The sequence below is a fragment of the Mycolicibacter sp. MU0102 genome (genome assembly GCF_963378105.1).
GTDB classification, from domain to species: domain Bacteria; phylum Actinomycetota; class Actinomycetes; order Mycobacteriales; family Mycobacteriaceae; genus Mycobacterium; species Mycobacterium holstebronense.
Window position 1 is genome coordinate 4155767 of sequence record NZ_OY726398.1, and the last position, 14640, is coordinate 4170406.

The window sequence follows — 14640 nt, forward strand, 5'->3', positions numbered from 1 at the left end:
GACTGCGCGGGTTCAGCTGGCTTGGGCGGGCCGGTGGATCCCGTTAGTGACCGTGATCACGAATGAGGTGAGATCGTGAGTGAGGTCGTCCACCGATCGCTGCGGGTCGGTCTGGTGCAGGAACTCGGCGATGATCTCGAAGAGTCCCCCAACAGTGGCTACAGCCATCGACCGGTAGTCGAAGCTCTCGCCAGCGTGGGCCTTGCTGCGCCAGAACGACTCGATAAAGTTCGCCGTCCATCTACGGTTGGCCCGCCGTTGCGCCTCAACCCGCGGCGAGATTCCGGTGCTTTCCCGAAACGCAACGATCGCAACCCGGGGGTCTACAACCAGCTCGTGGGCGAACACTTCGAGAACGCGGCGCACCGTCGCCTCTTCGGCCTCGTCGGGAGCGCCGTGGAGCAACTCCTCCTCGACCCTTGCCTCGATGCGGACGCCGATCTCGTTCATCAGCGCCAGGTAACAGTCTTCCTTGCTGTCGAACAGTTCATAGAACGCCTTGTTACCAACGTAGGCGGTTTGGCAGATCTGCTCGATCGACGTGTTGACGTAACCATCTCGGGCGAACAATTCGAACGCAGCGGTCAAGAGTTGCTCACGGCGCTGAGCTCGGCGCTGATCAGCGTCGAGCCCGCGAATCCGGCGCCCCCCTGGTGCCGTCGGAGTCGGCTTTTCCATAAAGCCCGATTTTAGCCGCCAAGTCGCTCGATGATCGTGACGTTAGCCGTGCCCCCGCCTTCGCACATCGTCTGCAACCCGTATCGGCCGCCGGTGCGCTCCAGCTCGTTGAGCATGGTGGTGAACAGCTTGGCCCCGGTGGCCCCGAGCGGGTGACCCAGTGCGATCGCCCCGCCGTTGGGGTTGACCTTGGCCGGGTCGATCGGGAACTCCTTCATCCAGGCCTGCACCACCGACGCGAACGCCTCGTTGATCTCGACAACATCGATGTCGTCGATGCTCAGGCCGGTCTTTTCCAGCGCGTAGCGGGTGGCCGGAATCGGACCGGTCAGCATGATCACCGGGTCGTCGCCGCGGGCACTGATGTGGTGAATACGAGCGCGGGGCGTCAGACCGTGCGCCTGCACTGCGCTTTCTGAGGCCAGCAGCACCGCCGCCGACCCGTCACAGATCTGGCTGGACACCGCAGCGGTCAGCCGTCCACCATCGACCAGCGTCTTGAGCGAAGCCATCTTCTCCAGCGTGGACTCACGCGGGCACTCGTCGACCCGGAAACCATCGACGTCGATGATCTCGTTGTCGAAACGGCCCTCGGCGATCGCGGTGAAGGCCCGCTGGTGGCTCTGCAGCGCGAAGCGCTCCATATCCTCGCGGGAGATGTCCCAGCGCTCGGCGATCATCTCGGCGCCGCGGAACTGGGAGACCTCTTCGTCGCCGTAGCGTTCCAGCCACTTCTTCGACTCGTTGGTCGGCGAGGTGAAGCCGAACTGCTCGCCGACGACCATCGCCGACGAGATCGGGATCCAGCTCATGTTCTGCACGCCGCCGGCCACGATCAGGTCCGCGGTGCGCGACATGATCGCCTGCGCACCGAACGAGATCGCCTGCTGGCTGGAGCCGCACTGCCGGTCGACGGTGACCCCGGGCACCCCTTCGGGGTAGCCGGCGGCCAGCCATGCCAGTCGGCCGATGTTGCCGGCCTGGCCGCCGATGGCATCCACGCAGCCGGTGATCACATCGTCGACGGCGGCCGGATCGACGCCGACACGGTCCAGCAGACCACGAAAAGCCAACGCGCCCAAGTCGATCGGGTGATAGGTGGCCAGCGATCCGTTGCGCTTGCCGACGGCGGTGCGAACAGCATCGATGACGTACGCTTCAGAGATTTGTGCGGCCATTTCAGACTCCTTCTTTGGTGATGCCACCCAGCACGATGGCGAGGTATTGTCTGCCGACTTGTTCGGCGGTCAATGGACCACCCGGGGAGTACCAGCGCACCGATACCCAGGTGGTGTCGCGGATGAAGCGATAGACCAGGTCGACGTCGAGGTCGGGCCGGAAACATCCCGCTTCAATGCCCTGCTGCAGCACGTCAAGCCACATCTTACGTTGCTGACGGTTGCGTTCATCGACGTAGGAGAACCGTTCGTGGGACGACAGCCGCTTGGCTTCGTCCTGGTAGATGACGACCTGGGCGTGCCGATGCTCGATCGCGTCGAACGAGGCCAGAAACAGGCCCTTGAGGCGCTCCAGCGGATCGCTTTCGCTGTCGATGATCTGCTGGTACCGGGCGAACAGCCAGTCCAAAAAGTCGCGCAGCACCTCGTCGACCATCTCCTCTTTGGACGAGAAGTGGTGATACAGACTGCCGGACAAGATCCCCGCGGCGTCGGCGATGTCGCGCACAGTCGTGGCGCGCAGGCCACGCTCGGCGATCATCGTCGCCGCCAGGGTCAGGAGTTCGTCACGGCGCGTCATGGCATCAGGCGCGCTGGCTGGAAACCGAGATGATCTCGCCGGTCAGGTAGCTGGAGTAGTCGCTGGCCAGGAACGCGATGGTGGTGGCGATCTCCCACGGCTCGGCGGCCCGGCCGAACGCCTCGTCGCCGGCAAGGCGGTCCAGCAGTTCGGACGAGCTGGTCTTCTCCAGGAACTTATGCCGGGCGATAGACGGCGAGACGGCGTTGATCCGCACCCCGTATTCGACGGCCTCGATCGCGCTGCACCGCGTCAGAGCCATCACGCCGGCCTTGGCCGCGGCGTAGTGCGACTGCGAATGCTGTGCACGCCAACCCAATACGCTGGCGTTGTTGACGATCACCCCACCGTGTTCGACGCCCCGGAAGTAGCGCAGCGCCGCCCGGGTTGCCCGCATCACCGAGGTGAGCGTCACGTTGAGCACGCGGTCCCACTCGTCGTCGGTCATGTCGATGACCGGGGTCTGCCCACCGAGTCCGGCGTTGTTGACCAGCACGTCGAGCCGGCCCATCTTCGCCACCGCCTCGTCGAACAGCGTGTCCACCGCAGCGGTGGAGGTGACGTCGCAGACCACCGCCTCGACCCGGCCCAGCCCGAGGCCGGCCAGCTCGTCGCGGGTCTCGCCGAGGCGGCGCTCGTGGTAGTCGGAGACCACCACGTCAGCGCCTTCGAGCAGCGCGCGCCGCGCGGTGGTGGAGCCGATCCCGGTGCCTGCGGCGGCGGTCACCAGAACCGTCTTGCCCGCCAATAGGCCGTGCCCGGCGATCTCTTCCGGTGTCTTGGACAGATCCTTGGACGTCGAGGTCATCCCTTTGCCTCCCGGGGTAGGCCGAGAACCCGCTCGGCGATGATGTTGCGCTGAATCTCGTTCGACCCGCCGTAGATGGTGTCCGAGCGGGTGAACAGGTAGAGCCGCTGCCACTCGTCGAACTCGCCATCGCGCAGCACCATCGAGTCACGCCCGATGATGTCCATGGCCAGCTCACCCAGGTCGCGATGCCAGTTGGCCCACAACAGCTTCGAGACGTTGTCCTGACCGGGCTGCTCGACGTCCATGGTGGCCATCGCGTAGGACCGCATCGACCGCAGGCCGACCCAGGATCGGGTCAACCGCTCGCGAATCAACGGGTCGTCGGCGGCACCGTTGCGCGCCGCGAGCTCAGCCAGCGAAGACAGTTCACGGGCGTAACGGATCTGCTGGCCCAGTGTCGACACGCCACGCTCGAAGGTGAGCGTGCCCATCGCGACCTTCCAGCCGTCACCGGGCTCCCCGACCACCAGGTCGGCGTCGGTGCGGGCGTCGTCGAAGAACACCTCGTTGAACTCCGAGGTGCCGGTGAGCTGCACGATCGGCCGGATCTCGACGCCGGGCTGGTCCAACGGCACCAACAGGTAAGACAGGCCGTTGTGCCGCTTGGAGCCCTTCTCGGTGCGGGCCACCACGAAGCACCACTGCGACAGGTGCGCCAGCGACGTCCACACCTTCTGGCCATTAATGACCCACGCATCGCCGTCGAGAACGGCCGTGGTGGCCACATTGGCCAGGTCGCTGCCTGCGCCGGGCTCGGAATAGCCCTGGCACCACAGCTCGGTGACATTGCGGATGCCGGGCAAGAAGCGCTGCTGCTGCTCGGGCGTGCCGAAGGCGATCAGGGTCGGCCCCAGCAGCTCTTCGCCCAGGTGGTTGACCTTGTCCGGCGCGTCAGCCTTGGCGTATTCCTCGTAGAACGCCACCCGGTGTGCCACCGACAGGCCGCGCCCGCCGTGTTCCACCGGCCAGCCCAGGCAGGTCAGGCCGGCGTCGGCCAGATGGCGGTTCCACGCCATCCGCTCCTCGAAAGCCTCATGCTCGCGCCCCGGGCCGCCAAGGCCCTTGAGCTCGGCGAACTCCCCGACCAGGTTCTCGGCCAGCCATGCACGGACCTCAGCCCGGAACTCCTCGACTGCTTGCACCCTTGTAGGCTAACCTACCAAGCACTTGCTCGGCTACGAGCCGTCGAGCCCAGGGAGCCCGCGCTGACGGCGATGCAGAGTTCAGCGACGGGGAGGAGCAGCGCCTATGAGTACAGAACCGCAGACCACACCTGCGGCCCTGGACCACATCGCGCGTGCGCTTCCCGACCATGACGCCCTGGTCACCGAGGACAAACGCTTCACCTACGCGAGCCTGCGCGACGAAGTGCGGCGCGCCGCCGCGGCCCTGATCGCCCTGGGCGTGCAGCCCGGCGACCGGGTTGCGCTCTGGTCGCCCAACACCTGGCACTGGGTGATCACCTGCCTGGGCACCCACTACGCCGGCGGCGTGCTGGTGCCGCTGAACACCCGCTACACCGCGGCCGAGGCCACCGACATCATGGTCCGCAGCAAAGCCAAGGTGCTGGTCGGCATGGGCCGGTTCCTCAAGACCGACCGGCTCACCGAATTGGACCGCGACCAGCTGCCCGACCTGCAGCACGTCATCCGGATTCCGGTGGATGTCGCCGACGGAACCTGGGACGAGTTCATCGCCGCCGGCGCCGCGGTGCCGGCCGCCGAGGTCGATGCGCGCGCCGCCGCCGTTGGCCCCGATGATCTGTCCGACATCCTGTTCACCTCCGGGACCACCGGCCGCAGCAAGGGCGTGCTCTGCGCGCACCGGCAGTCGCTGGCCGGCCCGGCGGCTTGGGCCCAGTGCGGCCAGATGACCGAGCAGGACCGCTACCTGTGCATCAATCCGTTCTTTCACAACTTCGGCTACAAGGCCGGCATCCTGGCCTGCCTGCAGACCGGAGCCACCCTGATTCCGCAGGTCACCTTTGACCCGGCCGGTGCGCTGCGCGCCATCGAATCCCATCGGATCACCGTGCTGCCCGGGCCGCCCACCATCTACCAGACCCTGCTGGATCACCCCGAGCGTGACCAACACGACCTGAGCTCGCTGCGGTTCGCGGTCACCGGAGCGGCCACCGTCCCGGTCGTGCTGATCGAGCGGATGCAGACCGAACTCGACATTGACATCGTGCTCACCGCTTACGGTCTGACCGAGTCCGGCGGGTTCGGCACCATGTGCCGCGCCGATGACGACGCCGTCACCGTCGCCACCACCTGCGGGCGCCCTATCGGTGACTTCGAGCTGCGTCTGGAAAGCACTGGCGGCGACGCGGATTCCGGCGAGGTGCTGCTGCGCAGCGCCAACATCATGCTCGGCTACCTCGATGACCCGGAGGCCACCGCCGCAGCGATCGACGAGCAGGGCTGGCTGCACACCGGCGACATCGGGACCGTGGACGCCGCTGGAAATCTGCGGATCACCGACCGACTCAAGGACATGTACATCTGCGGCGGCTTCAACGTCTATCCGGCCGAGATCGAGCAGGCACTGGCCCGCCTCGACGGCGTGGCCGACGTGGCGGTGATCGGCGTACCCGATGAACGGATGGGCGAAGTGGGCCGCGCCTTCATCGTTCGCCGGCCCGGATCGAAGCTCGACGAGGCAGCGGTGATCGCTTACGCCCGTGAGAATTTGGCGAACTTCAAGGCACCGCGATCGGTGACCTTCACCGACTCCCTACCGCGCAATCCCGGCGGCAAGGTGGTCAAGCATGAATTGAGAGAGTGGGCCTAGATGGACCTGAATATTGATGCAGAGGTCGAGGAGTTCCGTTCGGAGGTCCGCGACTTCCTGACCGCGAACTCCGACAAGTTCCCGACCGAGTCCTACGACACCGCCGAGGGATTCGAGCAGCACCGCCGCTGGGACAAGGTGCTCTTCGACGCCGGCCTGTCGGTGATCGCCTGGCCGAAGAAGTACGGCGGGCGTGACGCCAGCATGCTGCAGTGGGTGGTGTACGAGGAGGAATACTTCCGCGCCGGTGCGCCCGGCCGGGCCAGCGCCAACGGCACCTCGATGTTGGCGCCGACGCTGTTCGCGCACGGTACGCAAGAGCAGCTGGACCGCATCCTGCCGAAGATGGCCAGCGGCGAGGAGATCTGGGCGCAGGCGTGGTCGGAGCCGGAGTCCGGCAGTGACCTGGCGTCGCTGCGTTCGACGGCCACCAAGGTCGACGGCGGCTGGAAGCTCAACGGGCAGAAGATCTGGAGCTCGCGGGCCCCGTTCGGTGAGCGCGGTTTCGGTCTGTTCCGTTCCGACCCCGAAGCCCAGCGCCACCACGGCCTGACCTACTTCATGTTCGACCTGAAGGCCGACGGCATCACCGTGCGCGCCATCGAGCAGCTCGGCGGCGAGACCGGCTTCGGAGAGATCTTCCTCGACGATGTCTTCGTCCCGGACAACGACGTGATCGGTGTGCCGAACGAAGGCTGGCGCGCCGCGATGAGCACGTCGAGCAACGAGCGCGGCATGAGCCTGCGTAGCCCGGCCCGGTTCGTGGTGGGCGCCGAGAAGTTGGCGGCCATGTGGAAGCAGCACGGCAGCGATCCGGTGTTCACCGACCGCGTCGCCGACGCCTGGATCAAAGCTCAGGCCTACCGGTTGCAGACGTTCGGCACCGTGACCCGGCTGGCTGCCGGCGGTGAGCTGGGCGCGGAATCCTCGGTGACCAAGGTGTTCTGGTCCGACCTCGACGTTGCCCTGCACCAGACCGGCCTGGACATCCGCGGCGCCGACGGCGAACTCGCCGACGCCTGGACTCACGGTTACCTGTTCTCGCTCGGCGGCCCGATCTACGCCGGCACCAACGAGATTCAGCGCAATATCATCGCCGAGCGGCTGCTGGGCCTGCCCCGGGAGAAGAAATGAAATTCGATCTAGACCAAGAGCAGCGCGACTTTGCGGCCAGCATCGACGCCGCCCTGGGTGCCGCCGACGTGCCCGGCGCGGTGCGCGCCTGGTCGCAGGGTGACGCCGAGCGGGGCCGTCAGGTCTGGAATCAGCTGGCCGAGCTCGGCGTGACCGCGCTGGCGGTGCCGGAGGAGTTCGACGGCATCGGCGCCCATCCCGTCGACCTGGTGTTGGCCATCGAGGCGCTCGGCCGCTGGTGCGTGCCCGGGCCGGTGGTGGAGTCCATCGCGGTGGCACCGATTCTGCTGGCCGGCTCACCTGATGCCGGGTCGCAGCTGGCCGCCCTCGCCGCCGGTGAGCTGATCGCCACGGTGGCACTGCCGCCGCACACTCCGCGGGCCCTGGACGCTCAAGCCGCCGACCTGGTGTTGCTGGCCGAGAACGGGACGGCGTCGATCGCACAGGCCGGCACCCGTCACGCCTCGGTGGACCCCAGCCGCGGCGTCTTCGACGTGACCGCGACCGGCGACACCTGGAACGCCGACACCGCCCGCGCCTACGAGATGGGTGCCCTGGCCACCGCCGCGCAGCTGATCGGGGCCGGGCAGGCGATGCTGAACACCGCGGTCGACTACGCCAAGCAGCGCACCCAGTTCGGTCGAGTGATCGGCGGCTACCAGGCCATCAAGCACAAGCTCGCCGACGTGCACATCGCGCTCGAATTGGCCCGCCCCCTGGTGTACGGGGCGGCACTCTCGTTCACGGACAGCTCCCCCGACACCGCCCGCGACGTCAGCGCCGCCAAGGTTGCCGCGTCCGACGCCGCCCTGCTGGCCGCGCATTCGGCGCTGCAGACCCACGGCGCCATCGGCTTCACCAGCGAGTGCGACCTGTCACTGTGGCTGCTGCGGGTGCAGGCCCTGCGTCCCGCGTGGGGGGATCCGACCGCGCACCGGCGTCGAGTGTTGGAGGCGATCTAAGTGGCCCGTAACGACGAACGCGACCTGCTGCGCCAGACCGTGGCTGCACTGGTCGACAAGCACGCCACACCCGAAGCCGTGCGCGTGGCGATGGAGTCCGAGCGCGGCTACGACGAATCCCTGTGGCAGCTGCTGTGCGAGCAGGTCGGCGCCGCCGCCCTGGTGGTGCCCGAGGAGCTCGGCGGCGCCGGCGGCGAACTGGGTGATGCCGCAGTCGTTCTCGAGGAACTGGGCAAGGCACTGGTTCCCACCCCGCTGCTGGGCACCATCTTGGCCGAGCTGGCGCTGCTGGCCGCCCCCGAGCCCGACGCCGCGACGCTGGAGCAGCTGGCCGAGGGCGGCGCGATCGGAGCGGTCGTCTTCGATGACGACAACACCGTGGCCAACGGTGACATCGCCGACATCGTCGTGGGCGCCCGCGACGGCCAGTTGCAGCGCTGGACCGAATTCAGCACCGAGCCGGTGGCCACCATGGACCCCACCCGGCGCCTGGGCCGGATCACCGCCACCGCCACCGCGCCCATCGGCGACGACCCCGGCATCGCGGACTACGCGGCGATCCTGTCGGCCGCCGAGCAGATCGGCGCCGCGGCCCGCTGCCTGGAGCTGACCGTGGAGTACACCAAGAGCCGGGTGCAGTTCGGCCGGCCGATCGGCAGCTTCCAGGCGCTCAAGCACCGGATGGCCGACCTGTATGTGGCCGTGTCGGCCGCGCGCGCGGTTGTCGACGACGCCATCGCCGAGCCGTCGGCGACCTCGGCCGCGCTGGCGCGCGTGGTCGCCAGCGAGGCGTTTTCCAAGGTGGCCGGCGAGGCGGTGCAGCTGCACGGCGGTATCGCGATCACCTGGGAAAGTGACATCCAGCTGTACTTCAAACGCGCACACGGAAGTTCGCAACTCTTTGGCCAGCCGGCACACCATCTTCGCCGGTTGCAGGCCGAGGTGGTCTGAAGGCCCGTACGGTAGCGGCATGTGTACTCGCCTGGTTTACCTCGGCCCGAACGGCAACATCATCACCGGCCGGTCCATGGACTGGAAGCTGGATTTGGAGACCGATCTGTGGTCGATGCCGCGTGGTGTGAAGCGCGACGGCCGGGCCGGGGCCAATTCCATCGAATGGACCGCAAAGTACGGCAGCGTGGTGGCTACCGGCTACAACATCTGCACCACCGACGGACTGAACGAAGCCGGTCTGTCGGCGAACCTGCTCTGGCTGGCCGAATCGGTGTACCCGCAATACGACGGCAGCCGCCCCGGGCTGTGCATCTCCATCTGGGCCCAGTATGTCCTGGACAACTTCGCCACCGTGGCCGAAGCCGTCGCCGCGCTGAAGGCCGAAGCGTTCCAGGTGGTGACCGACGGCGTGCCCGGTGAGGACCGCCTGGCCACGCTGCACCTGTCGCTGTCGGACGCGACGGGCGACAGTGCGATCGTGGAATACGTGGACGGCAAGCAGGTCATCCACCACGGGCGCCAGTACCAGGTGATGACGAACTCGCCGATCTTTGAACAACAACTTGCGGTGAACTCCTACTGGGAGCAGTTGGGTGGCACGGTCATGCTGCCGGGCACCAACCGGGCCGCGGATCGTTTCGCGCGGGCCTCGTTCTACGTCAACGCGATACCGAAATCCGAAGATCTCAAGATCGCGCTCGCGTCGGTGCTCAGTGTCGTGCGAAACGTCTCGGTGCCGTTCGGCATCTCCACACCGAATGAGCCCAACATCTCCTCGACCCGCTGGCGCACGGTCGCCCATCACACCCGCAAGTTGTACTGCTTCGAATCAGCGCTGACCCCCAACGTGTTCTGGGTGGACCTGAACAAACTGGACTTCGACGAAGGCGCCCCAGTACGCAAGCTCGCCCTCGGCTCCGACGACAGCAATGTCTTCGCCGGCGAGACATCGGCGAGTTTCGAAGCGGCCGAGGCGTTCACCTTTCTCGGATTGAACAAGTGAGGTCGCCGCGCCGCAATGCGCTGTTGGCCGCCGGACTGGCCGCCCTGGTGTTGGCCGCACCCGCGGCCGCTGAGCCGGCGCCGCAGTGGTCGGGCCTTGACGCGCGCAGCTATGCCGGCCCCATTCCCCCCGAAGGGGGTCTGATCACCACGGTGCCACTGGACCCGGCCCTGTCGGTGACCGGCGCCGCCAAGGCATTCCGGATCCTGTACGCCACGACCGATCAACACGACCGGCCCGCAGTGAGCACGGCGGCGGTCTTCGTTCCGCACGGGGCGCCCCCGGCGGGCGGATGGCCGCTAATCGCATGGGCGCACGGCACCGTCGGGCTCGGCGACGACTGCACGCCGTCGGCGCGGCCACGTAGCGCCCGCGACAACGAATACCTGTCGCACTGGCTCGACGAGGGCTACCTGGTGGTCGGCACCGATTACGCCGGGCTCGGCACGCCAGGGCTGATGAGCTATCTCAACAGCGCCGCCGAAGCGCACTCGGTGATCGACTCCGTGCGAGCCGTGCACCAGATGGACCTGCCGCTGTCGCCCAAGTGGGCGATCGTGGGTCAGTCCCAGGGCGGCGGCGCGGCGATCAACAGCGCGTGGTGGGCCAGCCGCCTCACCGCCGGCAGCGGCCTGGACTATCGAGGCGTGGTGGCCACCGGCACACCGGCCAACATCGAACGGCTGGTCATGGAGGCCGGACCCGATCTGCCGCCGCAGTCGGTGCCTCCCGCCGCGATCAGTTACGCCTCGTACATCGTGGCCGCCCTGCGCGAAGCGCTTCCCGAGATCCCCGTCGACAGTGTGCTGACTCCTCGCGGGCGCGAGCTGGCAGACCGGGCCGAAACCGTCTGCAAGACCGACCTGGACCGACAGGCGGCCGGAACCAGAATCGATGAGCTGTTCAGCGCGCCGGTGGCGTCGCTGGACGGGATCGGCGCGGCGCTCGACGGCTTCATGGGCACCCCCACCGGCGGATACGATCGGCCGATCTTTTTGGGGCACGGCCTGCTCGACACCGACGTGCCAGCCCGGTCCAGCCAAACGCTGTATCAGCAGCTGATCGACAACGGCCAGAATGTCGAGCTGCACATCTACCCCGACCAGGACCATTCCGGCACGGTGCTCGCCGCTATGCCCGACGCCACCCGCTTCCTGCACCGCATCATGACGGAGGATGACTCATGACCGACCGGGTTGCGCTGCGCGCGGGCATTCCGCCGTTCCATGTGATGGACGTGTGGCTGGCCGCGGCCGAACGCCAACGCACCCATGGCGATCTGGTGAATCTGTCGGCCGGCCAGCCCAGTGTGGGCGCCCCCGAACCGGTGCGCGCCGCCGCCGCAGCAGCGCTGAACGCCAATGCGCTGGGCTACACCGTCGCACTGGGCATCCCGGAGCTGCGCTCGGCCATCGCCGGCTCGTATGCCGACCGCTACGGGCTGAGCGTCGACCCCGACGACGTGGTGGTGACCACCGGCTCGTCGGGCGGATTCCTGCTCGCATTTCTGGCCTGTTTCGACGCCGGCGATCGGGTGGCGATCGCCAGCCCGGGCTATCCCTGCTATCGCAACATCCTGACCGCGCTGGGCTGCGAGGTGGTCGAGATCCCGTGCGGGCCCGAGACCCGCTTCCAGCCCACCGCCGCCATGCTCGCCGAGATTCCCGGACCGTTGGCAGGGGTCATCGTGGCCAGCCCCGCCAACCCGACCGGGACCGTGCTGGAACCGGCGGAGCTGGCCGCGATCGCCGCCTGGTGCGACACCGCCGGTGTGCGACTGATCAGCGACGAGGTCTACCACGGCCTGGTCTACCAGGGTGCACCGCAGACCAGCTGTGCTTGGGAGACTTCGCGGAACGCGGTGGTGGCCAACAGCTTCTCGAAGTACTTTGCGATGACCGGCTGGCGGCTGGGCTGGCTGCTGGTGCCGCCGGCACTGCGCCGTGCGGTGGACTGCCTGACCGGCAACTTCACCATCTGCCCGCCGGTGCTGGCCCAATACGCGGCGGTCGCGGCGTTCACGCCGGAGGCGATCGCAGAATCCAACGGCCACCTGCGGCACTACGCCGCCAACCGGGAACTGCTGCTCGGCGGACTGCGGAGCATGGGCATCGACCGGTTGGCCCCCACCGACGGCGCGTTCTACGTCTATGCGGACCTCGCAGAGCACACCGACGACTCACTGGCGTTCTGCGCGCGCCTGCTGGCCGACACCGGTCTCGCGCTGACGCCGGGCGTCGACTTCGACACCGAACGCGGCAACACCTTCGTCCGGCTGTCGTTCGCCGGCCCGACCGCCGACATCGACGAAGCCCTGCGCCGACTCCGCGGGTGGCTGCCGCTCCGGTAGGTTTACCTTCCAAGCTGGAAATACCTGATCGAAGGGACCACTGCTATGCGCATCTCCACGACTTCTGGCCTGGCGCTCGGCGCCGCAGCCGCCGGCATCCTCGGTGCGGTGGCCGCATCGGCACTGACCACCAGCACGCCCGCCGCCGACGCCGCGCCCGCCTCCTGCACCGCGGCCGGGCTGTCCAGTACCGCCAGCGGCGTGCTGGGCCAGGCGGGTGTGTTCCTCCACGACCACCCGGAGGCCAATGACGTGCTGACCAACGCGGCCACCATGCCCGCGGACCAGGCCAAGTCCTCGGTTCAGGGCTACTTCATCGGCCACCTCGACCAGCTGTCGACCCTGCAGGGCATCGCCCAGCCGCTCACCGACCTGAAGAACCAGTGCGGGATCGCGGTCTCGCCGACCCAGCTGGCCATGCTGCTGGAGACCGTCAGCAAGTAGGCCTGGGCAATGGCCCTGGCGATCACTGAACAGGAACGGGCCGCGCTGGCGCAGGCGGCCGGTTTCGGGCTGTTCGCCGCCATCACCGGACGCCGGTCGCGACGGTTCCCCGTGGGCGGCGCCATTCCAGCCGGTGCGCTGGCCTACACCAGCCGCCGTCCGGTGCAGCCGCTGTCCGAGGTCGAGCGAGCCCTGCTGTTGTCGCTGATGGCCGGCACCACCGGCTGGCATGACGGGATCGCGCACCATCCCGGGTACGCCCCGGCGCTGCCGAACTATCCCGGCAGCGCCACCGGGCGCGCCATGCCGTCGGCGGCCGGCTTTCACACCAGCCAGCTGTTCTTCACCGACGACACCGGCTGCTATCTGCTGCCCACCCGCGATCAAGAACCACGCGAGTTCGACAGCATCGAAGAGTGGATCGGCCATACCGCCGATTCCTATGTCCGGATTTCGGAGTCCCGGCTGGAACTACCCCGTGAAGAGCCCTACATGGAGGGCCACAACACCTGGATCGGCAACCACCCGGGCAGTCTGTTGGCCTTCAATGTGGCTGACCTGGCCGAACATCTGCTGGAGAACCTGTGGTTCTTCGCGGCCAACGGCTATCCGATCCGCGACGACGTCCATGGTCGCGAAATACCCGGCATACAGTCGTTTTCCGGTTTGGCGCATGCCGACGACGCGATACCGCTGTCGTTCGTGGAGCAGTACACCCTGACCGAGGCCAGTGCGGAGTTGTCCATCGCGGCCCATAACGGAGCGCTGGGCTTGCAGGCAATGGGCTTGGGCGGCTGGATCTTCGACGGTCTGGACCGGTTGTCGGTGCTGGGCGGCTCCGGTGACCCGCGTGCCCCCGGACTGGGTTTTGTCGCCGACACCGATCCGCGCTGGCCGTTCCCGAATGTCACCGGGTTACCCGGTCACTTCGAGACGCTGAGCCCGCCGCATGTCGCCTCGGTCGCGCAGGGTGTGCAAAAGCTGGTGGCCCGCAAATTCGGGCCCGGCGGTCCGTCGCACCCCGACACCCCGGGTCCGTGGTCAGACAGCCGGGCCGTGCGCGGATCGGCACTGGCGCCGGACCGCATCGCCGAACTGGTCACCTGCGAGGCGTCCTACATCTACGACACGTTCGGGAAACTGCCGGGCACCGTCCCGACGGTGCATGTGCTGATGTACCTGCAGGCCCAACACCTGGACACCGACTTCTACGACGAGTTCTATTCCCCCGGCGCGTATCTACGCACCCACGCCGAGCACCAGCGCTGCTGGCACGGCTCATGACCGCCGGCGAACTCCCCCGATGACGGTGTAAACCAACCCCACCACCAACAACGCGAACTTGGTAAGTGCCGCGCTACGTGCACGCCGGGCATTGGTGTCGACGTCCACGCCGTCGAGGGCCTTGAGCAGTGTCACCCCTTCGATCGCATCGCCGGCGACTGCTCCGATCGGCAACAGCCGCAACAAGATCGGATGACCGTGGCGACTGCGGACACGCTCGATGAGCAACAGTGCCGAGGCCCCGTACGTGAGCATGTAGCCGAAGTCGAGCCACAGCGACCACCGTGCCCACCGTCGACCGTCGGCGCCCCAGACCGCCAAGATCTCCTGAACTCGTTCGGCATTGCCGGCCAGCTCAAATCCGATGATGCCGGGGCCACCCGTCTTGCGCATCCCGCGCTCCAGCACCAGCATCACCGCGGCGTAGGCGAGCGTCGCCACCGCCGACCAACCAAGTCGCTTCACCCGG

Annotated in this window: 15 protein-coding genes; 9 read left to right on the plus strand and 6 right to left on the minus strand. The window is 67.5% G+C overall.

What is annotated here, in order from left to right:
- Window positions 1-12: 12 nt before the first annotated feature.
- From RCP37_RS19600 to ipdE1, 5 genes are read right to left on the minus strand one after another with little or no spacing between them, the layout of a single operon-like run.
- Window positions 13-678, minus strand: a complete 666-nt coding sequence (locus tag RCP37_RS19600) for a TetR/AcrR family transcriptional regulator (RefSeq protein ID WP_308484629.1) — start codon at window positions 676-678, stop codon at window positions 13-15.
- 11 nt (window positions 679-689) lie between these two features.
- Window positions 690-1844, minus strand: a complete 1155-nt coding sequence (fadA6, locus tag RCP37_RS19605) for a steroid 3-ketoacyl-CoA thiolase FadA6 (protein ID WP_308487160.1) — start codon at window positions 1842-1844, stop codon at window positions 690-692.
- A 13-nt stretch (window positions 1845-1857) separates the two neighbouring features.
- Complete coding sequence (kstR2, locus tag RCP37_RS19610) at window positions 1858-2436, minus strand: TetR family transcriptional regulator KstR2 (protein WP_308484630.1); 579 nt, start codon at window positions 2434-2436, stop codon at window positions 1858-1860.
- A gap of 4 nt (window positions 2437-2440) precedes the next feature.
- Window positions 2441-3244, minus strand: a complete 804-nt coding sequence (gene ipdF, locus RCP37_RS19615; protein ID WP_308484631.1) for a (5R,7aS)-5-hydroxy-7a-methyl-1-oxo-2,3,5,6,7,7a-hexahydro-1H-indene-carboxyl-CoA reductase — start codon at window positions 3242-3244, stop codon at window positions 2441-2443.
- Window positions 3241-4389 carry an acyl-CoA dehydrogenase IpdE1 gene (ipdE1, locus tag RCP37_RS19620; RefSeq protein WP_308484632.1) on the minus strand — a complete coding sequence of 383 codons (1149 nt, stop codon included), beginning with the start codon at window positions 4387-4389 and terminating at the stop codon, window positions 3241-3243. The genes ipdF and ipdE1 overlap by 4 nt, the downstream gene beginning before the upstream one ends.
- 106 nt (window positions 4390-4495) lie before the next feature.
- Here ipdE1 and fadD3 point away from each other — a divergent pair, with 106 nt between their 5' ends.
- Genes fadD3 through RCP37_RS19665 form a run of 9 tightly spaced genes read left to right on the plus strand, consistent with a single transcriptional unit; the run spans window position 4496 to window position 14171 of the window.
- On the plus strand, window positions 4496-6040 hold the full coding sequence (gene fadD3, locus RCP37_RS19625; RefSeq protein WP_308484633.1) for a 3-((3aS,4S,7aS)-7a-methyl-1,5-dioxo-octahydro-1H-inden-4-yl)propanoate--CoA ligase FadD3: 1545 nt from the start codon (window positions 4496-4498) through the stop codon (window positions 6038-6040).
- Complete coding sequence (locus tag RCP37_RS19630; RefSeq protein ID WP_308484634.1) at window positions 6041-7174, plus strand: acyl-CoA dehydrogenase family protein; 1134 nt, start codon at window positions 6041-6043, stop codon at window positions 7172-7174.
- A complete protein-coding gene (locus RCP37_RS19635) occupies window positions 7171-8136 on the plus strand; it encodes an acyl-CoA dehydrogenase family protein (RefSeq protein WP_308484635.1) in 966 nt (321 codons plus the stop codon). The genes RCP37_RS19630 and RCP37_RS19635 overlap by 4 nt, the downstream gene beginning before the upstream one ends.
- Window positions 8137-9087 carry an acyl-CoA dehydrogenase IpdE2 gene (gene ipdE2, locus RCP37_RS19640; protein WP_308484636.1) on the plus strand — a complete coding sequence of 317 codons (951 nt, stop codon included), beginning with the start codon at window positions 8137-8139 and terminating at the stop codon, window positions 9085-9087.
- A 19-nt stretch (window positions 9088-9106) separates the two neighbouring features.
- A complete protein-coding gene (locus tag RCP37_RS19645) occupies window positions 9107-10093 on the plus strand; it encodes a bile salt hydrolase (protein WP_308484637.1) in 987 nt (328 codons plus the stop codon).
- On the plus strand, window positions 10090-11280 hold the full coding sequence (locus RCP37_RS19650; protein ID WP_373693059.1) for an alpha/beta hydrolase family protein: 1191 nt from the start codon (window positions 10090-10092) through the stop codon (window positions 11278-11280). Before RCP37_RS19645 ends, RCP37_RS19650 begins: the two co-directional genes overlap by 4 nt.
- Window positions 11277-12443: a pyridoxal phosphate-dependent aminotransferase gene (locus tag RCP37_RS19655; protein WP_024442404.1), complete on the plus strand. Its 1167-nt coding sequence runs from the start codon at window positions 11277-11279 to the stop codon at window positions 12441-12443. Before RCP37_RS19650 ends, RCP37_RS19655 begins: the two co-directional genes overlap by 4 nt.
- Window positions 12444-12488: 45 nt before the next feature.
- Window positions 12489-12887, plus strand: coding sequence for a heme-binding protein (locus tag RCP37_RS19660; protein WP_024442403.1), 399 nt, complete (start codon window positions 12489-12491; stop codon window positions 12885-12887).
- A gap of 9 nt (window positions 12888-12896) precedes the next feature.
- Window positions 12897-14171 carry a hypothetical protein gene (locus RCP37_RS19665; protein ID WP_308484638.1) on the plus strand — a complete coding sequence of 425 codons (1275 nt, stop codon included), beginning with the start codon at window positions 12897-12899 and terminating at the stop codon, window positions 14169-14171.
- Here RCP37_RS19665 and RCP37_RS19670 read toward each other — a convergent pair.
- Entirely contained in the window at window positions 14166-14636 is a 471-nt protein-coding gene (locus RCP37_RS19670; protein WP_308484639.1) for a hypothetical protein, read from the minus strand. The two genes, RCP37_RS19665 and RCP37_RS19670, sit on opposite strands and share 6 nt — an antisense overlap.
- Between the last annotated feature and the right edge of the window lie 4 nt (window positions 14637-14640).